General features: G+C 36.9%; 24 protein-coding genes and 1 riboswitch. Of the genes, 19 read left to right on the top strand and 5 right to left on the bottom strand.

Annotated features, from left to right (window positions below; all coding sequences use genetic code 11):
* The first annotated feature begins 2 nt into the window (after positions 1-2).
* The 16 genes from argJ to V6S17_RS09355 all read left to right on the top strand — a co-directional run bounded on the left by argJ (position 3) and on the right by V6S17_RS09355 (position 14,896).
* The gene (gene argJ, locus V6S17_RS09430; RefSeq protein WP_029092393.1) at positions 3-1,205 is read left to right on the top strand and encodes a bifunctional glutamate N-acetyltransferase/amino-acid acetyltransferase ArgJ; all 1,203 of its coding nucleotides are present in this window, start codon (positions 3-5) and stop codon (positions 1,203-1,205) included.
* 14 nt (positions 1,206-1,219) lie between these two features.
* A complete protein-coding gene (argB, locus tag V6S17_RS09425; protein WP_029092392.1) occupies positions 1,220-1,969 on the top strand; it encodes an acetylglutamate kinase in 750 nt (249 codons plus the stop codon).
* Positions 1,970-3,133 (top strand): acetylornithine transaminase, encoded by a 1,164-nt coding sequence (locus V6S17_RS09420; protein ID WP_029092391.1) that lies wholly within the window; start codon positions 1,970-1,972, stop codon positions 3,131-3,133.
* 44 nt (positions 3,134-3,177) lie between these two features.
* Positions 3,178-3,351: riboswitch (Lysine riboswitch) on the top strand.
* A gap of 147 nt (positions 3,352-3,498) precedes the next feature.
* The gene (locus V6S17_RS09415) at positions 3,499-4,710 is read left to right on the top strand and encodes an aspartate kinase (protein WP_029092390.1); all 1,212 of its coding nucleotides are present in this window, start codon (positions 3,499-3,501) and stop codon (positions 4,708-4,710) included.
* Between the two features lie 251 nt (positions 4,711-4,961).
* Positions 4,962-6,128, top strand: a complete 1,167-nt coding sequence (locus V6S17_RS09410) for an FtsW/RodA/SpoVE family cell cycle protein (RefSeq protein ID WP_029092389.1) — start codon at positions 4,962-4,964, stop codon at positions 6,126-6,128.
* Positions 6,129-6,197: 69 nt separating this feature from the next.
* On the top strand, positions 6,198-6,653 hold the full coding sequence (tsaE, locus tag V6S17_RS09405) for a tRNA (adenosine(37)-N6)-threonylcarbamoyltransferase complex ATPase subunit type 1 TsaE (RefSeq protein ID WP_029092388.1): 456 nt from the start codon (positions 6,198-6,200) through the stop codon (positions 6,651-6,653).
* Positions 6,647-7,351: a tRNA (adenosine(37)-N6)-threonylcarbamoyltransferase complex dimerization subunit type 1 TsaB gene (gene tsaB / locus V6S17_RS09400; protein ID WP_029092387.1), complete on the top strand. Its 705-nt coding sequence runs from the start codon at positions 6,647-6,649 to the stop codon at positions 7,349-7,351. The genes tsaE and tsaB overlap by 7 nt, the downstream gene beginning before the upstream one ends.
* Complete coding sequence (gene rimI, locus V6S17_RS09395) at positions 7,351-7,824, top strand: ribosomal protein S18-alanine N-acetyltransferase (protein WP_029092386.1); 474 nt, start codon at positions 7,351-7,353, stop codon at positions 7,822-7,824. Before tsaB ends, rimI begins: the two co-directional genes overlap by 1 nt.
* A gap of 4 nt (positions 7,825-7,828) precedes the next feature.
* The gene (fumC, locus tag V6S17_RS09390; RefSeq protein WP_029092385.1) at positions 7,829-9,214 is read left to right on the top strand and encodes a class II fumarate hydratase; all 1,386 of its coding nucleotides are present in this window, start codon (positions 7,829-7,831) and stop codon (positions 9,212-9,214) included.
* 11 nt (positions 9,215-9,225) lie between these two features.
* Positions 9,226-10,248 carry a tRNA (adenosine(37)-N6)-threonylcarbamoyltransferase complex transferase subunit TsaD gene (gene tsaD, locus V6S17_RS09385; RefSeq protein WP_029092384.1) on the top strand — a complete coding sequence of 341 codons (1,023 nt, stop codon included), beginning with the start codon at positions 9,226-9,228 and terminating at the stop codon, positions 10,246-10,248.
* 304 nt (positions 10,249-10,552) lie between these two features.
* Positions 10,553-10,840 carry a hypothetical protein gene (locus V6S17_RS09380; RefSeq protein ID WP_029092383.1) on the top strand — a complete coding sequence of 96 codons (288 nt, stop codon included), beginning with the start codon at positions 10,553-10,555 and terminating at the stop codon, positions 10,838-10,840.
* 16 nt (positions 10,841-10,856) lie between these two features.
* Entirely contained in the window at positions 10,857-11,732 is an 876-nt protein-coding gene (locus V6S17_RS09375; protein WP_029092382.1) for an ABC transporter ATP-binding protein, read from the top strand.
* Positions 11,725-12,876: an ABC transporter permease gene (locus tag V6S17_RS09370; protein WP_029092381.1), complete on the top strand. Its 1,152-nt coding sequence runs from the start codon at positions 11,725-11,727 to the stop codon at positions 12,874-12,876. The genes V6S17_RS09375 and V6S17_RS09370 overlap by 8 nt, the downstream gene beginning before the upstream one ends.
* A 169-nt stretch (positions 12,877-13,045) precedes the next feature.
* Positions 13,046-13,366 carry a PadR family transcriptional regulator gene (locus V6S17_RS09365; RefSeq protein ID WP_029092380.1) on the top strand — a complete coding sequence of 107 codons (321 nt, stop codon included), beginning with the start codon at positions 13,046-13,048 and terminating at the stop codon, positions 13,364-13,366.
* Positions 13,359-13,961, top strand: a complete 603-nt coding sequence (locus V6S17_RS09360) for a DUF1700 domain-containing protein (protein WP_029092379.1) — start codon at positions 13,359-13,361, stop codon at positions 13,959-13,961. Before V6S17_RS09365 ends, V6S17_RS09360 begins: the two co-directional genes overlap by 8 nt.
* Complete coding sequence (locus V6S17_RS09355; RefSeq protein ID WP_029092378.1) at positions 13,958-14,896, top strand: DUF4097 family beta strand repeat-containing protein; 939 nt, start codon at positions 13,958-13,960, stop codon at positions 14,894-14,896. The genes V6S17_RS09360 and V6S17_RS09355 overlap by 4 nt, the downstream gene beginning before the upstream one ends.
* Before the next feature lie 122 nt (positions 14,897-15,018).
* Here the strand turns inward: V6S17_RS09355 and V6S17_RS09350 are convergent, their stop codons facing one another.
* Positions 15,019-16,947: an ABC-F family ATP-binding cassette domain-containing protein gene (locus V6S17_RS09350; protein WP_029092377.1), complete on the bottom strand. Its 1,929-nt coding sequence runs from the start codon at positions 16,945-16,947 to the stop codon at positions 15,019-15,021.
* 161 nt (positions 16,948-17,108) lie between these two features.
* Between V6S17_RS09350 and V6S17_RS09345 the strand changes: the two genes are divergently transcribed.
* Positions 17,109-17,774, top strand: a complete 666-nt coding sequence (locus tag V6S17_RS09345; protein WP_051457328.1) for a redox-sensing transcriptional repressor Rex — start codon at positions 17,109-17,111, stop codon at positions 17,772-17,774.
* A gap of 267 nt (positions 17,775-18,041) precedes the next feature.
* On the opposite strand, the gene V6S17_RS09340 is transcribed toward V6S17_RS09345, so the two are convergent.
* The 4 genes from V6S17_RS09340 to def all read right to left on the bottom strand — a co-directional run bounded on the left by V6S17_RS09340 (position 18,042) and on the right by def (position 22,329).
* Complete coding sequence (locus V6S17_RS09340) at positions 18,042-19,691, bottom strand: peptide ABC transporter substrate-binding protein (protein ID WP_029092376.1); 1,650 nt, start codon at positions 19,689-19,691, stop codon at positions 18,042-18,044.
* A gap of 207 nt (positions 19,692-19,898) precedes the next feature.
* The gene (locus V6S17_RS09335; RefSeq protein ID WP_069124504.1) at positions 19,899-21,086 is read right to left on the bottom strand and encodes a hypothetical protein; all 1,188 of its coding nucleotides are present in this window, start codon (positions 21,084-21,086) and stop codon (positions 19,899-19,901) included.
* A gap of 18 nt (positions 21,087-21,104) precedes the next feature.
* Positions 21,105-21,743: a TraX family protein gene (locus V6S17_RS09330; RefSeq protein ID WP_029092375.1), complete on the bottom strand. Its 639-nt coding sequence runs from the start codon at positions 21,741-21,743 to the stop codon at positions 21,105-21,107.
* Between the two features lie 34 nt (positions 21,744-21,777).
* Positions 21,778-22,329, bottom strand: a complete 552-nt coding sequence (gene def / locus V6S17_RS09325; RefSeq protein WP_029092374.1) for a peptide deformylase — start codon at positions 22,327-22,329, stop codon at positions 21,778-21,780.
* Positions 22,330-22,886: 557 nt separating this feature from the next.
* Here def and pdhA point away from each other — a divergent pair.
* Both pdhA and V6S17_RS09315 read left to right on the top strand, forming a co-directional pair.
* A complete protein-coding gene (gene pdhA / locus V6S17_RS09320) occupies positions 22,887-24,002 on the top strand; it encodes a pyruvate dehydrogenase (acetyl-transferring) E1 component subunit alpha (protein WP_029092373.1) in 1,116 nt (371 codons plus the stop codon).
* A gap of 1 nt (position 24,003) precedes the next feature.
* Positions 24,004-24,981: an alpha-ketoacid dehydrogenase subunit beta gene (locus V6S17_RS09315; protein WP_029092372.1), complete on the top strand. Its 978-nt coding sequence runs from the start codon at positions 24,004-24,006 to the stop codon at positions 24,979-24,981.
* Positions 24,982-24,985 lie beyond the last annotated feature (4 nt).

Here is a 24,985-nt window from a genome sequence, read left to right as displayed (position 1 = left end):
AGATGAACTTAGTACATGAGGGTCATATAGCAACACCAAAAGGTTTTTATGCAGATGGGTTACATGCAGGGTTAAAACGGATGAAAAAGGATATTGGCTTAATATATTCGGAAGTGCCTGCACAAACGGCGGCAGTGTATACACAGAATAGTTTTAAAGGAGCGCCAATTACGGTAACACAAGATAGCCTTGCGAGCTCCGCTGAAACACAAGTGTTGATTGTTAATAGTGGCAACGCAAATACGTGTACAGGTAAACAAGGCTTAGCAGATACCTATGCAATGCGTCTTGCGACTGCAAAAAAAATTAACGTGCCAGAAGAGTATGTGACGGTTGCATCAACCGGCGTTATTGGAGTGCCTTTGAATATGCCTCTTGTACTAGATGGAATCGCCCAATTAGATGAGCAACTGAGCAATGGTAAAGGATTCCAAGAAGCAATTTTGACTACTGATAAAACAATTAAAGACGTGTGCATTACAATCCAACTTGATGGGCAACGCGTTACAATTGCAGGAGCAGCAAAAGGCAGTGGGATGATTAACCCAAATATGGCAACCTTGCTTGGTTTTATCACAACGGATGCAGCGATAGAAGGTGCCTATTTAGATAAGTTGTTACGTCAAACCATCGAGGCCTCTTTTAATCAAATAACGATTGATGGTGATACCTCAACAAATGACATGGTATTGGTAATGGCAAACGGGATGGCAGGTAATAAGCCTATTTCAGCACATCATCCTGAAATGACTCTCTTTAAAGAAGCGTTATTATATGTCTGCACAGTGTTATCGAAAAAAGTAGCTGAAGATGGTGAAGGGGCAACTAAATTGATTGAAGTTACTGTTAATGGGGCATTGCATAAAGAAGAGGCACGTTTGATTGCGAAAACGGTTGTTGGTTCTAACCTTGTAAAAGCGGCATTCTTTGGCGAAGACGGGAACTGGGGACGAATTATTGATGCTGTCGGGTATTCTGGGGTACCTGTAAATCCAGATACAGTCGATATTAGTATTTCCGATGTTGCGGTGTTGGTACAAAGCGAGCCAGTAGACGTAGATGAAGCAGCGGTACTATCCCCTGTGTTACAACAAAAAGAAGTGAGTGTCGTAATTGATTTACATTTAGGAACAGAAACAGGCACAGCCTGGGGATGTGATTTAAGTTATGATTACGTCAAAATAAATGCGGCTTATCGAACATAAGAGGAGGAATACATATGAGTGGAACAATTGTTATTAAATTAGGCGGCAATGCGTTAGAAAAAATAGAACCTGCTTTTTTTGAGCAAATCAAGGATTGGCAAAACGCTGGCAAACGGTTGGTGTTTGTTCATGGAGGCGGGCCTCAAATAGATGAATTATTAACAAAGCTTCATGTTGATATTGAAAAGAAAAATGGCTTGCGTGTGACAAGTCGTGAAGTATTGGATGTGGCAACAATGGTGCTGGCAGGAAAAATCAATACACAAATGGTGTTAAAGTTTGCAGCGAAAGGATTCCAGTCGATAGGATTAAATGGGAGCGACAACCTTTTATTGCGCGTCACACCCGTTCAAGATAAAGCATTGGGTTATGTTGGTACGGTTGATCGTGTGAATGCTAATTTTTTGAATATGCTATTAGACCAAGGTTTGACACCTGTTATTGCACCATTAGGAGTAGACGCCAATTTCCAATTATACAATGTGAATGCGGACATTGCAGCCTGTCATATCGCGGGTGCTTTGCAAGCTGAAAAACTAATCCTACTTACGGACGTGCCAGGCGTATTTGCGCATCAACGTGTAATTCAAGAATCAGTACCTCAAATGATGACAGATTACATTGACCGTGGGATTATTATCGGAGGGATGATTCCAAAAGTGAAAGGTGCAGTGACGGCTGTTAATCGAGGTGTTAAGAGCGTTCACATTACAGATAAATTACATCTTTCAGGGACGGCGATTACTAAAAAGGCGGTGATTTAAATGGCAGCATTGATGGGAAACTATAGTCGAATACCACTAGCAATTGAGTCAGCAGAGGGGGCCTATGTAACAGATGAAACGGGTAAACAATATCTTGATTTCACATCAGGTATTGCAGTTTGTAATTTGGGACATCGTCATCCGGCAGTAGAGCTAGCGGTAACAGAACAGTTGAAAAAAGTGTGGCACATGTCAAATCTATTTGAAAATCGACTGCAAGAAACTGTGGCTGAAGCAATTGTTCAGCATTTAGAAGAAGGACAAGTGTTCTTTTGTAATAGTGGTGCAGAAGCAAATGAAGCAGCCATTAAGTTAGCACGTAAAAAAACGGGTAAAACAACTATTTTTACGTTTCAACACTCTTTTCATGGACGTACGGTAGCAGCAATGACAGCAACGGCTCAAGCTAAAATACACGATGGTTTTGGTCCGTTACCAACAGGTTTTACCTATTTACCTTATAATGATAGTGCTGCTTTGAAAGCTGCTATTGAAAAAGATGAGGATGTTGCAGCTGTAATGTTAGAACTGATTCAAGGTGAAGGTGGCGTTCATGTTGCGGAACAGTCATTCATCGATGAGGTGATAGCAATTTGCCAGGCACATAATATTTTAGTGATTGTTGATGAGGTTCAAACAGGTTTTGGAAGAACAGGTCAATTATTTGCTTCACAAAACTATTCATTTGTACCCGATATCATGACATTAGCAAAAGGAATTGCGAACGGCATTCCAGCAGGCGCGCTCTATGCAAAAACGGCAGTGGCCCAAGCATTTACGCCAGGATCACATGGCTCAACATTTGGTGGTAATTATTTAGCGATGGCTGCTTCTGAAGCGGTGATAAACACAATGACGGCGGAAGGATTCTTAGCACAAGTAGACGCAACAAGCATCAACTTAGTAAGTGAATTACAGTTGCTGACCGAAAAATTCCCGTTTTTTAAAACTGTTCGAGGACAAGGGTTATTGATAGGGATCGAGTGTGATAGTGCTGTTGCTGATTTTATTACAGCCTGTCGTAAAGAAGGCTTATTGGTATTGTCAGCAGGAACCAATGTGCTAAGGTTATTGCCACCGTTAACGATTACAACAGTTGAATTAAATAAGGCTATCGCAATTCTCACAAAGGTATTAAAAAATAAAGATACAATTGAGGGTTGATTCGTAGGTGAAGGTAAGCTACAATAAGAACAATAGTTAAATAGAATGTGGATAGAGGCGCGAGAGCTATCAGTAGGGTATTGGATGTGTTTACGAGCACAGTTGAAAGTATTTGAAAGGGGTTATCGCCGAAGTGGGGGACGTTCGTTAATGAACCTGCTGGTGTGTTGTATAAGATATAACACATTGTCAAGAAGTCTTGGAGGGCTATTCTCATTGAAAACATACAAACTGATTGTTTGGAACGTTGTCAATTTGAGAAACTAAGCGCAGGCTTATGCTCTTAAAATGGCGACGTTTTTTTGAATATAAACACTGGACAACCGTTCGTTTAACTAAATCGTACACAGAGGAGAGTGACAGGCGTGGGGAAAGTGGTTTTAAAATTTGGTGGCACATCTGTCGGTGATGTTGCAAAAATTAAAGCAACCGCAGAGCAGGCAATCAGAGAAAAAGAAAAGGGACATGAAGTAGTTGTAGTTGTTTCAGCAATGGGAAAATCAACCGATCATTTGGTTAATTTAGCAGAACAAATCAATCCCAAAGCACCATCTCGTGAAATGGACATGTTATTATCAACAGGAGAACAGGTCACGATTGCTTTATTGGCAATGGCAATAGAACATGAAGGACATGCAGCAATTTCATATACGGGTTGGCAAGCAGGATTGGTGACAGAAGAGATTCATGGCAATGCAAGAATTCAAAATATTCTTACTACTAATGTGGGTAAAGCGTTAGATGAGGGGAAAATTGTTGTTGTTGCAGGGTTTCAAGGTTTAAGTGAAAATGGTGAGATTACAACTTTAGGACGTGGGGGATCAGATACAACCGCAGTTGCTTTAGCTGCAGCACTTGGAGCTGAAAAATGCAGTATCTGTACAGATGTTGTTGGTGTTTATACAAGTGATCCTCGTTATATTTCAGAGGCGCGTAAACTTGCTGAAATTGATTACGATGAAATGCTTGAATTAGCTAATTTAGGAGCGGGTGTTTTACATCCTCGTGCAGTTGAGTATGCTAAAAATTTTAATATACCACTTGAAGTTCGTGGCGCACATGTAGTTGAAGTAGGAACAATGATTAAGGAGGGGAATTTATTGGAAACAAAACAAATTGTAAGAGGTGTTGCATTTGATGATAAAATCGCACGTATTCGAGTGAGTTTTAAATCAGTTGATAAAATGAATGTGGCATGTATCTTTACGAAACTAGCAGAAGAGCATGTGAATGTTGATATCATTGTTCAAAGTATCGGTGAGGAAGCTGGACCATCAGCAGTATCTTTTTCATTAAAAGAAGCAGACTTAGAAGAAGCGTTACGCGTATTAGAACAAAACAAGGCAGCGATTGGTTATCATGATCTTGTAACTGAAAGCGGCTTAGCAAAAGTATCGATTGTAGGATCTGGAATGGTTTCAAACCCTGGTGTAGCAGCTCAAATGTTTACAGTGTTGCGCAATGCGGGTATCTCAGTTCGGATGATCAGTACGTCTGAAATTAAAGTTTCAGTGGTTGTACCAGAAGTTAAAATGTTGGAAGCGGCTGAAGTTTGTCACCAAACATTTGATGTTTAATTAATAGAAATTTTACCCTGACAGTCGTCGGGGATTTTTTTTTGAAATAAATTAAAAAGGAATGTTGGTATAGTTAATAGTAATTATTTTACTAGTGTGACACAGGAATTATTGCGTCAGTTATTAGTTACACAGTACCGCTAATCATTTGCAACCGTTGCTATCTAACTTGTACAATAGAATGAGTGTCTTCTTATGGATAGAACATTAAAACTTATTCTTAATACAGAGGAGGCAAGGGGGAGGTCAATATGACTGAAAAAAATATTAAAAGTGAAGCCGGTATTTTAAGTGCTAATATCGCAGTGATTGTCACCTTTTTATATCTCATAAGTGTGGCAATGATTTTTTTAGTTACGGGTGATAAGAAGCTTGTTATTTTGCAAACTATCTGGTATTTATTAGGTGTTATGGTCATTATACTTATGCGCTTCATTAGTATTTCATATTTCGAAAAATATGCAGTTTGGCTTTATGGTCTGGGGATTTTGATGCTTGCTGTCGTGTTGATTTTTGGAAAAGAAGTGAATGGGGCAAAACGTTGGTTAGATTTGGGTGTCGTAAGTTTACAAACGTCTGAGTTTATGAAAATTTTCTTTATTCTCTATTTGGCAAAAATCATTGCGCATCATCGTGAAAAGAAGCAACAGGGGCAAGAACTGCTATTATTTGTTAAAGTTTTTTTAGTATTAATTGTACCTTTGGTGTTTATTTTTAAACAACCTGATTTAGGAACAGCAATCGTTTTCTTGCTGATTACTTGTGGCATGCTCTTTATTGGTGGTCTTTCAAAAAAAATCATCGCAGTCGCTGTTATATCAGGGAGTGCGATAATGGGTGGTCTCACCTACTTGATTATCTTTCAAAGACAGATTTTATTAGATATTGGAATGAAAAATTATCAATTCCAACGTATCGATACATGGATTGATGGTTCAGCCGTCGATGCCGATTCAGCTTATAATGTCGAACAAGCAGTTTTAGCAGTTGGTTCAGGTGGTTATGTTGGTAATGGGATGGATCCGCAAGTATATGTTCCGGAACGACATACGGATTTTATCTTTAGTATGATTGGTGAAACGACAGGATTAATAGGAAGCGCCATCTTAATTATTCTTTATTTTTTCTTGATGTATTATTTTATTCGTACATGTTTTTTAACAAAAACACTTTATCATACGTATGTGATTACAGGTATTTTAATTATGATGAGTTACCATATGTTCCAAAATATTGCGATGAATATTGGTTTAATGCCAGTAACAGGTATTCCGTTACCTTTTATTAGCTATGGGGGCTCCGCTATACTTGCGAATATGTTAAGCATCGCTATTATTCTATCGATTCAACATCAACACTATAGTTCGGTCTTTGGTAGTGACCCTAGCTTTGAAAAAAAAGAGGCGCTAACAAATTAAGCTGGAGTATGTTATTCAAGCGATTCTATGATAAAATAAAGTCATTGAATACAAGTGAAGGTGAGAGCGATGAAAACAATAAAATTAGCAAGTTTAGAAGAAACTGAGCGTTTAGGTGAAAGTATCGGCCGTCGTTTACAAGCAAACGATTGTGTTTTACTTGAAGGTGATTTAGGCGCGGGAAAAACTACTTTAACCAAGGCAATTGCTATTGGTTTAGATATAAAAGCAATGGTGAAGAGCCCTACTTTTACAATTATTAGAGAATATGAAGGGCGACTGCCGTTATATCACATGGATGCCTATCGTTTAGAGCATGCAGAAGATGACTTAGGCTTTGAAGAATATTTTAATAAAGACGGTGTGGTGGTAATTGAATGGGCGCATTATATTGCCCCTTTTTTACCCGCACATTTTTTGCGTTTATCGCTGAAACATATCGCTGAAACAACGCGTGAGATAACACTGGAAGCTGAAGGTACACACTATCAAGCCCTTATTGAGGAGGTATTAGCAGAATGGTAACATTAGCAATTGACTCATCTAATAAAGCAATGGCGATTGGTTTAGTTGATGGTAATGAAATAAAAGGTGAACTTGCCTTAAATGTCCAACAAAATCATAGCATCCAATTGATGCCCGCGATTCAATACTTAATGAAAGCTAGTCATGTAACACCTAAAGATGTGACGGCAATTGCGGTTGCACAAGGCCCAGGTTCATACACAGGCTTACGCATCGGTGTAACAGTTGCCAAAACAATGGCATGGGACCTTAACATTCCGTTATATGGTATTTCCAGTTTGAAAGTATTGGCTGCAAATATCACGTGTTTTGATGGTGTGATTGTGTCTCTACTCGATGCCCGTCGCAATGCAGTGTACATTGGAGCTTATCGTCGTTCAGATGTGAGCGCCCCACTTGAAACGGTTATTGAAGATACATATCTCCCAATGGAAGAGTTAGTGGTGCAGTTAAAAGCACTGGATGAACCTGTCATTGTAGTAGGATCACATGCAGATATCTTATTGTATAAGACGCAATTTGAAGAAGCGTTGTCACAATGTGTTTTTGTTGAAGCAACAGACGGCATTCCATCCGGCGCAAGACTTGCACTGTTATCACAGTTTGAAGAAGCACAAGAACCTCATACATTTGTACCCAGTTATATCCGCATGACAGAAGCCGAAACTAACTGGCGGAAAGCCCAAGGATTAGACTGATGGATAATCAATTAACTTTTCGTTATGCTACGATCGCAGATATCGACCAGTTGCTTTTTATTGAGAAGACTTGTTTTGCAACGCCATGGGACCGTGCCTCATTTGAACATGAAATCACTATAAATAAGCATGGACATTACTTAATTGCTGAATATAACAATGAAGTTGTTGGTTATGCAGGCGCGTGGTTTATTTATGACGAAGGACACATTACGAATGTTGCAATTTTGCCGACATTTAGAGGTCGGAAATTTGGTAAACGCTTAATGGAAGCTTTACTTATTCTTGCTAAACAAAATGAAGTAAGCTACTTAACGCTAGAGGTTCGTGCGAGTAACCTTGTTGCTCAAACCCTTTATCAATCGCTTGAATTTCAAGCATTAGCGATTCGTAAGCGGTATTATACAGATAACCAAGAAGACGCAGTCATTATGCGCGTTGATTTTGATAATAACCAGACTGAGGAGGCGTAAGCAAATGAACGTGAGAATCGAAAAAGATACAATGGGAACAATTGAGGTACCTGCTGATCATTTATGGGGCGCACAAACACAACGCAGTTTTGAGAATTTTAAAATTGGCGATGAAAAAATGCCAGTGGCATTAATTATCGCTTTTGCTGAATTGAAAAAAGCTGCGAGTGTGGCTAACTACCAATTAGGGAAATTATCGCAAGTAAAACAAGCAGCAATTGCGACAGCGTGTGATGAAATTATTGCTGGCAAATGGCCTCATGAATTTCCTTTATCTGTATGGCAGACAGGAAGCGGAACGCAAACAAATATGAACATGAATGAAGTCATTGCATTTCGAGCGAATCTTCTCATTACAGAGGAGAACGTACATCCGAATGATGATGTCAATATGTCACAAAGTTCAAATGATACGTTCCCAACTGCAATGCATATCGCTGCTTATCGTCAAATTCATGCGCACCTTCTGCCAATCGTTAAAGAGATGACAGTCGTCTTAACACAGAAAAAAACAAAGTACCAACACCTTGTTAAAATAGGTCGTACCCATTTACAGGATGCGACACCCCTTACTTTCGGACAAGAAATTTCAGGTTGGGAAGCAATGATGAACGCTTCATTTGCACAAATTGAACAAAGCGCTCAGACTATTTTAGAACTTGCAATCGGCGGAACTGCTGTAGGGACAGGTCTTAATGCAGATCCGCGCTTTGGCGATTTAGTGGCAACACAATTAGCTGAACAAACGGGTTATCCATTTATTAGTGCAGCTAACAAGTTCCATGCTCTAACAAGCCATGATGCGCTAGTGTATACGCATGGCGCTATTAAAGGATTAGCAGCTAATGCAATGAAAATTGCTAATGATATCCGCTTTTTAGCGAGTGGTCCACGTAGCGGTTTTGGTGAATTAAGTATCCCAGCAAATGAACCCGGCAGCTCGATTATGCCAGGTAAAGTAAACCCAACTCAAAGTGAAGCGTTAACCATGGTCGCTGTACAGGTGATGGGTAATGATGCGACAGTTGGAATCGCCGCGAGCCAAGGAAATTTTGAATTGAATGTTTATAAGCCAGTGATTATCTACAATGTACTACAATCCGTTGGTTTACTAGCAGATGCGTTAGATTCGTTCAATCGTCATTGTTTAATTGGACTTGAGGCACTACCTGAACGAATGAATGAACTTGTAGAGCAATCGCTTATGCTTGTAACAGCCTTGAATCCATATATCGGCTATGAAAAAGCAGCTGAAATTGCGAAAAAGGCTTTTGCAGATAATAGTTCGTTAAGAGCAGCGGCATTAGCAACAGGTTATGTGACGGAAACACAATATAATGAGTGGATTGATCCATTAAAAATGGTCAATTTACCAGAAGACGATAAATGAAGGTGAGTAATATGACAAACAATCGATTAATATTAGCGTTTGAATCAAGCTGTGATGAAACAAGTGTAGCAGTTGTGCGTAACGGTAATGAAATTTTATCAAACGTGGTATCTTCTCAAATTAAAAGTCATCAGCGTTTTGGCGGTGTTGTTCCTGAAATTGCTTCACGTCATCATGTCGAACAGATTACGTATGTGATTGAACAAGCATTAACAGAGGCGGATAAAACAATTGAAGAGATGGATGCAATTGCTGTAACAGAAGGACCAGGTTTAGTCGGGGCTTTACTTATTGGTGTAAGTGCAGCTAAAGCACTGGCTTTTACACACGATAAACCACTCATTGGGGTCCATCATATCGAAGGACATATTTTAGCAAATCAATTAATTGAACCACTTAATTATCCCTTGATAGCTTTGGTTGTCAGTGGTGGACATACTGAGTTGGTTTATATGAAAAACAATCATAGTTTTGAAATTATTGGTGAAACACGAGATGATGCTGCGGGTGAAGCCTACGATAAAGTGGGGCGCACAATGGGGTTAACATATCCTGGTGGTGCTAAGATAGATCAATTAGCAGCGGAAGGTGAAGATACTTATAACTTTCCAAGAGCGATGTTACATGAAGATAATTTAGACTTTAGTTTTTCAGGTTTAAAATCAGCTTTTATTAATACGATACATAATAAAGAGCAACGTAATGAACCAATTGATAAAGCTAATTTTGCAGCTAGTTTTCAAGCAGCGGTTGTTGATGTATTAGTAGGCAAAACAATGCGTGCACTTGAAAAATACCCCGTTAAACAATTATTAATGGCGGGTGGTGTTGCGGCGAATCAAGGTTTGCGTACAGGTTTAACAGTTGCTTTAACCGAGCGCTTCCCTGATGTGAAACTTATTATTCCACCACTGTCTTTATGTGGTGATAATGCCGCCATGATTGGTGCAGCAGCAGATATGTTATTTGAACAAGGTGAGTTCCGCGGCATGGATATGAATGCCCGTCCGGGTTTTATGTTCGAACAACATTAAGTGCAACGATAGGTAACACACAGTTAAAACCAAGTCGAAAATGGCTTGGTTTTTTTAGTTTATTTAAAATTGAAAATAGGAGTTCATATTTTCTAAAAAATAAAAAAGTGCAGATTAATTGTTTTTAAAAGATACATGTATAAAGATTATACTCCTAAATAAAGCTACGAAAATACCTTTAAGATAGTATACTTTAAAAATATATCTAGCGATTACCATGTGTTTGACACCTTTTAATAATTAGATTATTCTGAATATTAACTAGTTTAATATTACTAGAAATAGATGATAGGAGATGAGTGAAATGGATAATATTTTTCAGAAAAAGTTACTCGTTTTGTGTTTAGGATTAAGTACCGTAGGGCTATCAGCACCACCGTTAGCGAAAGCTGCCCATACAGCATATGTGGAATACTATTATGAAGCTGGCTTTTATAAGCGCGGTTTCAAAGTGCACAATTATAAAGACAATGTACGAAAAAAATACATTACTTACAGGAAAAGTGCAAACTATAGGCTATCCAAAAAAACGCTCTATTCTTTTAGTAATGGTAACCGTGTTGCCTATACGCTGCATTGGAAAACGAAGTAGGTAAGGAGCATAATAGATGATAACGCTAAAAAAAGTGTCTAAAACGATTGTTAAGCATCATATTATCAAGGATTTTTCGTTAGAAATTGAAGAAAAAAAAATCACGGCTATCATTGGACCTAATGGGAGTGGTAAAACAACACTTTTTCGTTTAATTACTGGTTTGTATCGGCCGACTACTGGTGATATTGAGCGAACACTTCCAACGGAAAGGTGTTTTTTCTTACAAGGTAATGAGATGTTGTATCCGATTCTTAGTGGGAAAGATCATTTAGAGTTGATTGCTAAAGCTTATCAACCTAAAAGAAGTATTGATTCAGTAACAAGACTATTACAGATTGATGGTTTTATAAATTTGAAAGTTAAAACCTATTCATTAGGTATGAAGCAACAATTGTTGTTTGCGATGGCATTGTTATCCGAAGCAGAGTTATATGTGTTGGATGAACCGCTAAATGGGCTAGATTTATTAGTGAGTAAGCAAATCAAACAACACATCAAGCGTTTAATAGCTGATGACAAAACAGTTATTTTTTCAACGCATCAATTGCAAGACGTAGATGAATTAGCAGATGTGGTCCACTTTATAAAAAAGGGTGTGCTTGTTGAAGCCGATAATCTTGTTGATCCTTTGACCGACAGTTACCATCTACAGTTAGAGAAGCAACTGACCGATGAAGAAAAACAACGTTTGTTAGCCTGTGAGACGATAAAAAACATAAAGCATATGAGTGACACTGAAATAATAGTGGAAATTGAACAACAGACCATACGTTTACTGATGGCAATATTTAGTCAATGGAACATTAATGTCCTTAAACTCACATTGTTAGCAGCTAAAACGATGTACAACTATGAAGCAATTTATGGTGAGGAGGCAGCTAGTGATTAATTTACTACTTAAGTTTGAACTGAAAAAAGTTTTGAAGCAAAAAGTTGTTTATGTCATTCTCTTTATTCTGATTGCTGCAACCAGTATGTTTTATGCCATTCATAATAATCAATATCATATGCTCGAAAGAGGGTTGGCTGAGGAACAAGTTTTGAACAATACTGAAGTGCAACGAGTAATCGATGAAACAAAACTAGACATAGAAACAGAGAAAGATCGTCAAAATTTAGCAAGCGAAGAAAAATTATTACAATTAGGAGTTGAACGCGTAGCTGCCCTTAATGCTAACGATAGTAAAACAGCTTTACAACTTGAAATGCTGATGGAAGAACATCGTATTGAAGAAATCACTAGTGGTAGACAAGATAGAAGTCCTGATTTTCAAGAATTAGAAACTGATTTAGCCTTAAAAAAAGAGATTGCAAAAAAAGGTTATGAATACAACAGTACGATGTTTAGCGTTTGGGGACCAGATTTCAGTGTCAATATGATGCGTTATATGTTCCCTTATTTCTTGCCTTTTTGTTTTATTCTCGTGATAACGGGTGTGTTAGGCAGCGATATTGAAACAGGGAAATGGCGTTTTTTAACAACCTTACCACTCAAAAAGAGCCGTATTATGGGTGCGAAAAAATTTGTAGCTTATGGAATTGGCTTTGTCTTTATCGCTTTGCTATTCTTATTATCATTCTTTATTGCTGGTACAGTCAATGGCTATAGTTATAGTGACTATCCTGTACTCGTAAAGGATGTAACGGGTTATCACTTTATTACAATAACCAAGCAATTACTGCAAGTTATTCTGCTGGTTAGTGCGGCAATGTATTTTATTGTTAATCTGACCACTGTTTTATTATTGCTGTTTAAAAATACAGTCATCACGATGATTGTTGAGTTAGTGTTATTAATAATAACACAACAATTAACGCAGCGATTTGAAGCAGTAGAAGCAACCTGGTTAGCATTTAATCCGTTTATTTATTTTAACATTGTCGATATAACAGAAGGGAACATCGTCGATCATTTTAAATCAGCTTATTTTACAACAGGAACAGGTATATTAGTGTTGCTCGCTTCGAGCATTATTTGTTTGATTATTTCTCGTTTTTTAGTTAATAGTGAGCGTTTGGTACTCAAGGCGTAACCATTAAAAAAGTGTCCTAAGCTTGTGTTTGGATGCTTTTTTTTGCGAAGTTAACTATATTGATAACTTTTTAACTAATAAATATAACTAACAGTGTTGACAACCAATATTATACGTTGTATAGTATGTATATATTATATGACGTATAGTATTAGAGGGGGACAAGCTCATGAATTTTCAAATAGGTGCGGCGTTACTCGATTTCTGTGTACTGGGTGTTTTAGCACGCGAAGATGCTTATGGTTACGCCTTAACAGTTGAGGTAAAAAAAGTAATGGATATTAGTGAATCAACCTTATATCCGGTCTTGCGCCGACTTAAGAAAGACGAACATGTTATTACGTATGATGAAGCTTATCAAGGAAGAAACAGACGTTATTACAAAATTACAGAAAAAGGTCTGGCACATAAAGAATTATTAGCCAGTGAGTGGGAAATTTTCCAAGGGAAAATAAAACAAGTTGTTGAAGGAGAGGGCAAACATGAATAAAAATCAATTTATAATGACTTTATCAAAGCATTTAAAACGATTACCAGCTGAAGAAAGAGACGATATACTAACATACTATAGTGAATTTATCGATGAAGGTATGACAATGAAAACTGAAAATGAGGTGATAGCAGAAATTGGAAGTCCAAAACGTATCGCACGGGAAGTTACCGCTGATTTTGCTATTAAAGAACTGAATGATAAAGATACCTCAGTAAAACGTCGCTCAACAACCTTGTGGTGGGTGATGGCAGGAATTCTTTCAAGCCCAGTAACATTACCTCTTATGGTAGTAGTAGTGGCTTTGCTAATGGTAGCAGCAGTTGTAAGTTTAACACTCGTTGTTTGTTACGCAGTTGTTTTTATTGCCTTTACAATCAGCGGTCTTGGTGCAGCTATAGCAGGTATACTTATTATTCCAGAAAATGTTGCATCGAGTTTTTTCTTTGTCGGTATTGGTTTTGTGGCAATGGCAATCGGTGGGTTACTAATGTTACCTTTTAAAACGTTTTGTCAGTTTTTATTCAAAGTTATCTCGGGTACAATTCAAAAGTTGTATCGTAAAATTCAATCAAAACGAGGTGTCAATCGATGAAAAAAATAAGGACCAGTTTATTTTTATTACTATTAGTAGGTTTAATACTTATAACAGTTGGTTATTTTAAAGGACCAGCTTACAGCCTGACATGGAATAATAATCGTTTAGTACCGATAGAATATGTAACGGAAACACAAAAAGTAGCAGCGTTTAAAAACATTGCTATTGATGTGAAAGATGCTGAAGTTGAAATTATTTCTGGTGATGTAGCAGGCGTAACTTTGACACATAATAAAGAGGCTAAAATGGTTGTAACATCGACAGATAATCGTTTGGAAGTTAAAGGAAAAGAAGGTGTCAGTAATGTTCAAATTGGTTTAACGTCGAGTTATCCCAAAGTAACGATTACGGTTCCTAAAAATAGTAAATTGGATCAATTAGCAATTACGAATCGTAGTGGCGATGTTAAAGTTGAACAGCAAGATACTAAAGAAATCACTTTGGATTTGAAGAGTGGGGATGTTAATTTTTCTGATGTAAATGTAGTAGGTGATTTGAAGATACAACAAAAATATGGGGATTTACAGCTTGACCAAGTGAACAGCAAAATACTGGCAGTTCTTAATAACGCAGGCGATACTAAAATCACTAAAAGTAAGTTTGAAAAATTCGAGTTTGAGGGTGACTATGGTGATATTAATGTGAAAGCAAGTAAGTTTAATCAATCTACGATTAAAAATGCAAGCGGCGATATCTCACTAACTGAAAATGATATGTTTGGTGAAAATGTGATTACTAATCGTTATGGTGATATTAAAATCAAGAGCCCATCAACTTTGGCAGTAAAAGTCATCACTAAATATGGCGATAGTTACTTAAATGGGAATGAAATTAACAGTAATTATCACACGCAAACTAAGCAGACAGAAAACAGCTTAAGCATTGAATCAAATTCAGGTGATGTAGCCATCGATGTGAGAGAATCTCGCTAATGAAGGTGACTAAAAATCGAATGTGTATTCTCTGTATTATCATGATTATCATCGCATTATTTATTATCGAACGTTATTAAAAAAAGAACATCGGTTATGTTTACCGATGTTCTTTTTGCTGTTTATTCGGATAACGCTTCCCAATCCACAAATAGTTTTTCTAAGATAGCTTGAGCCTCTAATAACTCTTTATGATAGGTTTGTGTTTGAGCCACGTCACCAAATACTTCTGGCTGTGCAAGTGTATGTTCCAATTTTTCAATTGTTTCTTCTGTTTCTGCAATTTTCAGTTCAAGAGCTTCGATTTCACGTTGCTTTTTTCGGGCTTGTTGAGCAATTGCTTTTTCTTCTGTGTAGCTTAATTTGCGATCATTGGGTGTATCAATTTGTTGTTTTACTTCAGTTTCTGCCGCTAAAATCTCAGCGCGTTCAGTTTGAATGGCAAGTTTTTCAACATAATAATCATAGTCTCCTAAATAGGTAACAGCGTCTTCAGCAGATAATTCAATTACTTTGTTCGCAATACGGTTAATGAAATAACGGTCATGAGAAACGAATAGTAATGTACCTTCATAATCTATTAAAGCATTTTCTAAAACTTCTTTACTATCGATATCTAAATGGTTAGTAGGTTCATCTAAAATCAGAAAATTGGCATGTTGGAGCGTTAATTTAGATAATGCTAGACGAGCTTTTTCGCCACCACTCAACATATTAACAGCCTTTTTCACATCATCGCCTGTAAAGAGGAAAGACCCCAAAATAGTACGTATGATTTTTTCATCCAAGCTTGGATAAGCTGACCAAAGTTCTTCCAATACAGTTTGACGACTATTCATCGTTGCTATTTCTTGATCATAATAGCCAATCTCCGTATTTGCGCCAAAATTGAAACTGCCAGCTAATGCTGGTATTTGTTTGATTAAAGTTTTTAACAATGTTGACTTTCCAACACCATTAGGACCGACAAGAGCAATAGCATCAGTGCGTTTAACATCAATATTCAAATTAGAGGAAAGAGGCGTACCTTCATAACCAATCGATAAGTCTGTTGTTATAAGGGCATCTTTTCCACTTGGTTTATCAATCGTAAAACCAAAATGTGCGGCTTTTTCATCACCTTGAGGTTTATCTAAACGATCAAGTTTATCGAGTTGTTTACGCCGTGATTGGGCACGTTTAGTTGTGGATGCACGCACTATATTACGTTGAACAAAATCTTCTAGTTTAGCGATTTTATCTTGCTGTTTATCAAATAATTTCCATTCTTTTTCCAAATCAGCTGCATATTGTTCGAGGTAATGCGAATAGTTACCCACATAATGCGTCGATTTTTTACGACTAATGCTATAAACTTGGTTGACCACACGATCTAGAAAATAACGGTCATGTGAAACGATAAGTAACGCACCGCGATAGTTAGAGAGGTAATCCTCTAACCATGTTAATGTCTCGATATCTAAATGGTTAGTCGGTTCATCTAAAATTAAAATGTCATTTTTGGAGAGTAGCAGTTTTGCTAAGGCCAAGCGTGTTTTTTGGCCCCCTGAAAGACTATTAATCACTTGATTATAACGCTCTTCATAAAAACGGAAACCGTGTAAGATTGAGCGAATATCAGATTCGTATTGATAACCACCTTGTTCTTTAAAATCATGTTGCAAAATATCATATTGGGAAGATACTTGCTGATAACGTTCACTATCTTCATAAACAGCTGGCGTTGCAAGTTGTTCTTCTAAGGAACGCATTTTGGTTTCCATTTTTTTTAAGGGTTCAAAAACGGTCAGCATCTCATCCCAAATCGTACGATCAGATTCCAAGCCAGTATTTTGAGCTAGATAACCAATGGTAACATCTTTAGGTTTACTAATCTGACCTGTATCGTATGAAATTTGTCCAGCGATTATTTTTAATAAGGTTGATTTACCAGCACCATTTTTACCAACTAAGGCAATTCGATCATTTGTTTGGATTTCCAACTGTATATTTTCGAGCACAGGTTCGGCTCCGAATAGTTTTGTAAGTTGACTAACTTGTAATAATATCATGTAAGCACACATCCTTCTCTCTTATTAGTTTAACTGATTTTCTCGTAAAAGGGAACGTACACAATTAACAACATTATATGACGATGCTATCTAGCCAAATTTAATAAATACCTATACAATGGTATTAACGAATTGAATCGTTCAAACAAAGGAGTGGTACCTTGTTTAACAAATACCCTGATATACCTAAAGCATCGGCAAAGCGTATGGGTTTGTATTATCAGTATGTAAAAACATTGGAAAACAATCAGATAGATCGTGTCTCATCAAAAGAGATAAGTAAAGATCTTCGGATTGAGGCAGCAACTGTGCGCCGTGATCTTTCTTATTTTGGGGCGTTAGGAAAGAAAGGGTACGGCTATAGTGTAGAAAGTTTAATGACATTTTTTGAGGATCTTTTTTCAGATACACATAGTCGTTTGATGGCAGTTGTGGGCATGGATTTATTGGGGAAATCATTGTTACACTATCCTAGTTTTAGTGCAGCCAATATGTCAGTGAGTTGTGCATTTGATTTTACTGATAATGAGGTGGGCACAATTGAAAATGGTGTTCCGATATATAGCATTAGTGATTTCAAAAAAATAATAGAAGAAAAACAGATTGAAACTTTGTTGATTGCCTGTTCTGGTGATGAAGCGACACAGTTGATGGGAAAAATCCCAGGAACATCAATCACAACAATTTTGAATTTTAGTGCAGTGGCAATTCACGCACCAAAAACTGTTTTAGTACGCACGATTGATTTTGCTGAGGAACTGCAAATCCTTTTTTCATTAAATAGTCGTGTGCAAACATTGGCCTCGCAATTAGAAAAAACAGAATAGTTTTCAAAAAAACGTATCGCTGTTTAGCGATACGTTTCAGGTTGTAGAAAAAGTAAAATTAAACTGTTATCTCTTTTATAGTTCACTTAAAATCCTTTTTCAAAAGATTAGTAGACTAAAGACAAATGCTAAGATAGTAGGAAAGACAAGCGAACAACGGTGCGCGTACTGATGGTACGTAATCCTATGTGAGTGAGGAGTAACGACCTAGGTTTGCCGTTTGTATTCAGTAAAAAACGTATCGCTGTTTAGCGATACGTTTTTTTGTTATTTTACAGTGATATATTTATAACTATAAGGTGAACCAAAGTTATGTTTTACTACATTAGCAACACGATCTTTTTGTAACAATGCTGTTTGTTTTTGATAGAGTGGTGTGATGGCATACTCTTTATTTACAAGAATGTTTTCAGCAGCCACTAAGTTTTTCCAGCGTGCTTCATCGTTACCCGCGTTTTTATTATCAGCATCATTTAATAATTGGTCATAGGTTGTATTTTTAAAACCAATGTAATTTTGACTACTTTTAGATTCGAAAATATTAAGATAAGTCGTAGCATCTTTATAATCAGGCATCCAAGCACCATCTGAAATGTCATAATCTCCTTCGAAATAAGCTTGCTGTTTGTTTTTACTTGGTAAAGCTTTAATTTCAACAGTTAAACCTGGTAAGTCTTTTTGAAGTTGATCTGTGATATATTCAGCGATTTTTTTATCTGTGTCGCTATCAGATGTAAGGTATACAAGATTAATTTTGTCTTTACCTAAAGATTTTTGAGCTGCTTTCCATGCTGTTTGAGCTTCTTTTAAGTCTTGTTTTTGTAATGTACCAGCATCCGTTCTAAACTCAGCATTTGTCTCTGGGTTATTAATGAAATTTTTAGGAATAAAACCGTCAGCTACAAAAGAACCATCATCGAGAATTTTGTTAACAAGCGTTTCTTTGTTAATTGCTAAGCTGACAGCTTTTCGTAAGTCTTTATTTTTTAAAGGTGACTCTTTAGTTTCATTTAAACGCAAATAAGCAACAAGGGCATCTTTTTCATTTTGGAAATCTTTAGAGCCACGATATTGTTTAGCAAATTCACCATCTAATACGACACGATCAACATCGCCACTTTGATAAAGATTAACGGCGGTACCTGTATTTTTCACAACGGATACTTTAATGTCATCAACTTTGACATTTTTAGCATCCCAGTAATTTTTGTTTTTAACATAAGTCCAACCATCGCCACTAGCACTCCAACCTTTGAGTGTGAAAGGGCCATTGTATAAAGTTGTGGCACTTGATGTTCCATATTTATCCCCTTGTTTTTCTAGGTAGCTTTGTTTAATTGGAAAAAAAGTTTGGAAACTTAAAAGTGACGGGAAGTAACTGATGGGTTTAATCAATTCGATTTGTAACTCATAGTCATTGACAGCCTTAACGCCAAGTTCACTGCTTTTTAATTTTCCTTCATTTACTTCTTTTGCATTTTTAATGCTATTTACAAATAAAATTGAATAAGAAGGTGCAGTTTTAGGTGAGACAGCACGTTGCCATGCATAAACAAAGTCTTTTGCTGTGACTGCTGAACCATCAGACCATTTAGCGTCATCTCGTAATTGAATGGTATATGTTTTCTTATCAGCACTAATTTTAGGCAATGACTTAGCAACTGCAGGGATAACATTATCTTGTTTATCGAGAGAATACAATCCTTCTAAAACTTGATTTTGTGCTGTGAAACTTGCGAAATCCTCTTCATTAGTTGTATTAAGGGTTAATAAATCTTCAGTTTCAACAAAATGAACTGATTTATTAGTGGTATTATTTGATTTTTTTTCAGGGGCTGCATTGTTTGAACCACAAGCAGCAAGGACCAAGGTTAATATACTGATGATCGCTATCAAAAATATGCTTTTTTTAGACATGTAATTCGCTCCTTTACTCTATGATAATAGTATTATACATAGCAGATAAGGATTGTACAAGAAATAAATCCGAGTTTTTACATCAGAATTAAAAATCTTTTATAAAGAAGTTATCAAACGCTATTATTAAAAGGTTTCACCGCAATGTTTTAGGCAAAATAAAAACGAAATTCTTATCTTAAAGTAGCGATAGGAATTTCGTTTCTGTTATTTAATAGAGTGTTCTAAATTGAATTGTTCAAATGAACTTTCAGAATAAGCGTGTAATAATTTTTCAGCATAACGTTTTTTAGGGTATAAGAATCGGTCATAGGCTTCTAATAAACTTTGATGATAAATAGAAGGTAACCCTGCGTTCTCTAAATAAACGAAAAGAGCATCAAAGATTGCTTTAATTTTATGTTCAACAGCCACTGTGAGATCTAACTCCGAAGCTTCAAACGATAACTGTGAAGCTATTAGTTGTTCTTCATCAGTATAACTATCGTTGATTAACCCGCTACACCACTTAATATAAAGGTGCATAACATATAAATCGGCAGGATTAATACCATCTGGATAAAACGGATTTAAATCAGGTAATCGTAATTCAATTCGATTGATTTCAGCTTTAAGTGAATTAAACTCATCCATATTAGTGCCTTTTGCACGAACCAACTCATAAAGTTCACGAGAGCCTTCAATGACGCCTGAATCAATCACCTTTTTGAGAGAACAGAGATAAGAGGCTGTATCGCTATAATCTAACAGTATTGGCTGCGTATTATGATAACCTTCTTTTCCTAAGCGAGCAGAACGATAGGTCGTACCGTTAATTGTTTTAGGGCTTGCTGCTAGTGCAAACGTTAAGAAGTAACGATATTTTAAAGCTTGTGCCATTAATCGAATATAAAAATCATTACGTTGTTCCAGTGATAGTAGTTCATTCAATTGATCCTCGTCAAACGAAAAGTTGAAATGAATACCGGAGTACAATTGCTTATAACTACCGTACTTAGCAGCAAGATACATACGATACTCTGTTTTTTCATAGATAACGTCACCAGGAACACCAAACTGCGCCAGTGGAATTTTATCTTCGGGCGGTAAATGACAAGGAGGAACGCTTTGCATCCACAAATACTCATCTTCCAGTCCTTTTTTCACCTTAGCGTTGATGCGGCTGATTTCAGGTAAAAGTGCTTCAACTGAAGAGACAGCAGGTGAGACAATTTCAATCTGACTTTCAGAAAAATCGGTTGTTATTTCTGGGTTGCAACACTTATCGCCTAGTGATTTGGGATGCGGAGTCATTGCAAGACGTCCTGAAGCTGTCACTCGCAAGTTTTCTCGTTCCAAACCAAATTTTCCATCAGCAATATTTTGCAATTGTTTGAGTACGACGTGTTGAAACATAGTTGTTAACCTCTCAATCTATTGTTTTAGATACATCACTAGCGTTGCAAGGATGTTAATTATAATGATATGCAGGGGGTAATAAATGTAAAAAAACCATTTCCAACTGCGACCACGTTGCCCATTGTACATGTAAATAAAAGGTAACGCCGCGATAGCATAAAGCTGAATAACACTAAGATGGTCTGTGTATTGGCTTAAAAAAGCAATTGCTAAACTATAGATGGAAAATAACAGCCAACGATTTTTCAATAGGTAAGAACCAATAATCAGTAAAATACCATACAAACCATAATCGAATGGAAAAATCCAAGCACTCAGTAAAATGAGTCCGACTAAGAAGTAGTTTTTAAACTCAATGCCATATAACGCGAGCATCCCAAGCGCCAAAGTTAAAAAGATATTAAACATTGGTTCTTGCATAAAGAAAAGAGGGATTTGCATGATAACACCTGATAAGGCGATTGTTAGAAAATATTTTTTACGATTGTGGGTATGACGATACCCTTCCGTTAATAAGAAAGCGAAAATTGGAAACGCTAATCGGCCGACAATGCGCCAACCGGAATCCAAGTAAAAGAAAACACCGATATGATCAATCGTCATTGATAATAACGCAATCAACTTTAAAGTGAAGCCATCGAGTTTTTTAAACACAGAATGTTCCTCATTTCATATTAAATAGAAACAATTAATCAATCACTGTTACAGTATCTTTAAGTTCGTAAGGGTCTTTATCGTTTATATGATCATAAAACATAATGCCGTTAATATGATCAATTTCATGTTGAACACACATGGCAGGGTAACCCTTAAATCTTAATTTCACAGGTTTAGAATTAATATCAAACGCTGACACAGTGACACGCATATGACGCACAACATATCCTGGGACATCACGGTCCACTGAAAGACAACCTTCTCCACCAGCTAAACATGCATCTTCAACAGAATGACTAACAATTTTTGGATTGTATAGAACGTGGCTAATCAGACGTTCACGGTCATCCAGCAAATGTAGCGCAATAATACGTTTCTCTACTGCGATTTGTGGAGCAGCAATACCAATCCCAGCACGCAATTCATATTTTTCTGCAATTTCTTCATCTTGACTATTTTTTAAAAACGTCAACATGTCATTTCCAATCTTAATGTCTTCCGCAGACAATGGTAAATTTACATCTTTTGCTTTTACTCTTAATGAGGGATGTCCCTCACGAACGATATCTTTCATTGTAATCATAATCCGTTACACCTCTTAAAATTTTTAGTTTGTTTTAAAATATGAAGAATTTAGTGTATGTGCTACGCTAAAAATATGTCCTATATCACTAATATATTATCAGAAAATAACACAAAAGAACATTTAATTGTTTAGGTGCATAATATAGTTAATTTTTGAGTGCATAATAATAGTTAAAATATAATCAATAAATGGTTAAAAATTTAATCAAAATCAAGCTATTAGCAACAAGTCATATCTAAAAATACATATAATTAAAAACAATCACTTTTGTGTACTAGTATACGACGTTTCTGTCATATAACAGATGAGAACTGTTTTTTTTAGGTATTTCAGCGTGAAAACGCTTAAGTGTAGGCGCTTCATAGGTTTTTGTGTTTTAATAGGTATCAATATTTGACCAAATAGGGTGTGTTTGTTATAGTAGTCATGGAAGCTGTATAATATCATATACGATTTATTTTGCATTAAATCTTGACCTAGTATACAATCAAAGATGTGCTTTATACAGTATCAACTGATTTGGTAACAATTACCTAAAAAAGGAGTGGAGTAACATGGCAATTAAGCAAAAAAAAGTTATTGTCGATGTAAAGAAACAATTTGCAGCAATCGCTAAACAATTTGAACCAGTTCAAGTGTTAAATGAAAACGGTGAAGTTGTAAACCCAGAATACATGCCTGATTTATCTGACGAAAAAATGGTGGAATTAATGGAACGTATGGTTTGGACACGTGTGTTAGACCAACGCTCTACATCATTAAATAAACAAGGACGTCTTGGTTTTTACGCGCCAACAGCAGGCCAAGAAGCTTCACAATTAGCGACTCATTTCGCTTTAGAACAAGAAGATTTCATCTTACCTGGTTATCGTGATGTTCCTCAATTAATCTGGCACGGATTACCGTTAGCGAAAGCTTTCTTATTCTCACGTGGTCATTTTGCGGGAAATCAATACCCTAAAGATTTAAATCTTGTATCACCACAAATTATCATTGGTGCTCAGTATGTACAAACTGCTGGTGTTGCTCTTGGTATTCAAAAACGCGGTGAAAAAAGTGTTGCTATCACTTATACAGGTGATGGTGGTTCTTCACAAGGTGATTTCTATGAAGGAATCAACTTTGCAAGTGCATTTAAATCACCTGCAATCTTCGTTATCCAAAACAACGGCTTCGCTATCTCAGTTCCTCGTGAATTGCAAACTGCTGCACCAACATTAGCTCAAAAAGCTGTTGCTGCTGGAGTACCTGGTGTTGTTGTTGATGGTATGGATCCATTAGCTGTTTATGCAGTTACTCGTGAAGCGCGTGAACGTGCTATCAATGGTGAAGGCCCAACTGTTATCGAAACATTAACTTACCGTTTTGGTCCACATACATTAGCTGGTGATGATCCAACTCGTTACCGTACTAAAGAAATGGATGAAGAATGGTTATTGAAAGATCCAATCGTTCGTTTCCGTAAATTCTTAGAGTCTAAAAACTTATGGACAGTAGAGCAAGAAGAAGCTGTTATCGAACGCGCTAAAGAAGAAATCAAAGAAGCAATCAAAGAAGCAGATGCGATTCCAAAACAAAAAGTTACAGACTTATTAAATAACATGTTTGAAGCGCCTACTTCTAATATCGCAGAGCAAATTGCAATCTACACTGAAAAGGAGTCGAAATAACATGGCACAAATGACGATGATTCAAGCGATCACTGATGCGCTTGCAACAGAATTACGTAACGATGAAAACGTACTTGTTTTTGGTGAAGATGTTGGTAACAACGGCGGTGTTTTCCGTGCAACTGAAAACTTACAAAAAGAATTTGGCGTTGACCGCGTCTTCGATACACCCCTTGCAGAATCTGCAATTGGTGGTTTAGCAAACGGTTTAGCATACAAAGGTTTCCGTCCAGTAGCTGAAATTCAATTCTTCGGTTTTGTATTCGAAGTATTTGACCAAGTAGCTGGCCAAGTAGCCCGTACTCGTTACCGTTCAGGTAACACTCGTAACATGCCAGTTGTTTTCCGCGCGCCTTTCGGTGGTGGTGTACATACTCCTGAAATGCATGCTGATAGTTTAGAAGGATTAATGGCTCAAACTCCTGGTCTTAAAGTTGTTATTCCATCAACTCCTTACGAAGCAAAAGGTTTATTAATCTCTGCTATTCGTGATAACGATCCAGTTGTATTTTTAGAGCACATGAAACTTTACCGTTCATTCCGTGAAGATGTTCCAGAAGGTTCTTACACTGTACCTCTTGGTAAAGCAAACATCCGTCGTGAAGGTACTGACATTACTCTTATCGCTTATGGCGCAATGGTTCAAGAATCATTAAAAGCTGCTGAAGATCTTGAAAAAGAAGGTATTTCTGCAGAAGTTATCGATTTACGTACTGTTAGCCCAATCGATACTGAAACACTTGTTACTTCTATTGAAAAAACTAACCACGTGGTTGTTATTCAAGAAGCTCAAAAACAAGCAGGTGTTGCAGCACATGTTGTTGCTGAAATTAACGATCGTGCAATCCTTAGCTTGGAAGCACCAGTTGGCCGTGTAACAGCTGCTGATTCAGTGTTCCCATTTGCTCAAGCTGAAACTGCTTGGTTACCAAACAAAACAGATATTTACAACAAAGCTAAAGAAGTTCTTTCTTTCTAATTTA

It is taken from the genome of Brochothrix thermosphacta DSM 20171 = FSL F6-1036 (assembly GCF_036884295.1).
GTDB classification, from domain to species: Bacteria; Bacillota; Bacilli; order Lactobacillales; family Listeriaceae; genus Brochothrix; species Brochothrix thermosphacta.
The sequence above is the reverse complement of the archived record's forward strand: the minus strand, read 5'-3'. Positions and strand labels throughout refer to the sequence as shown.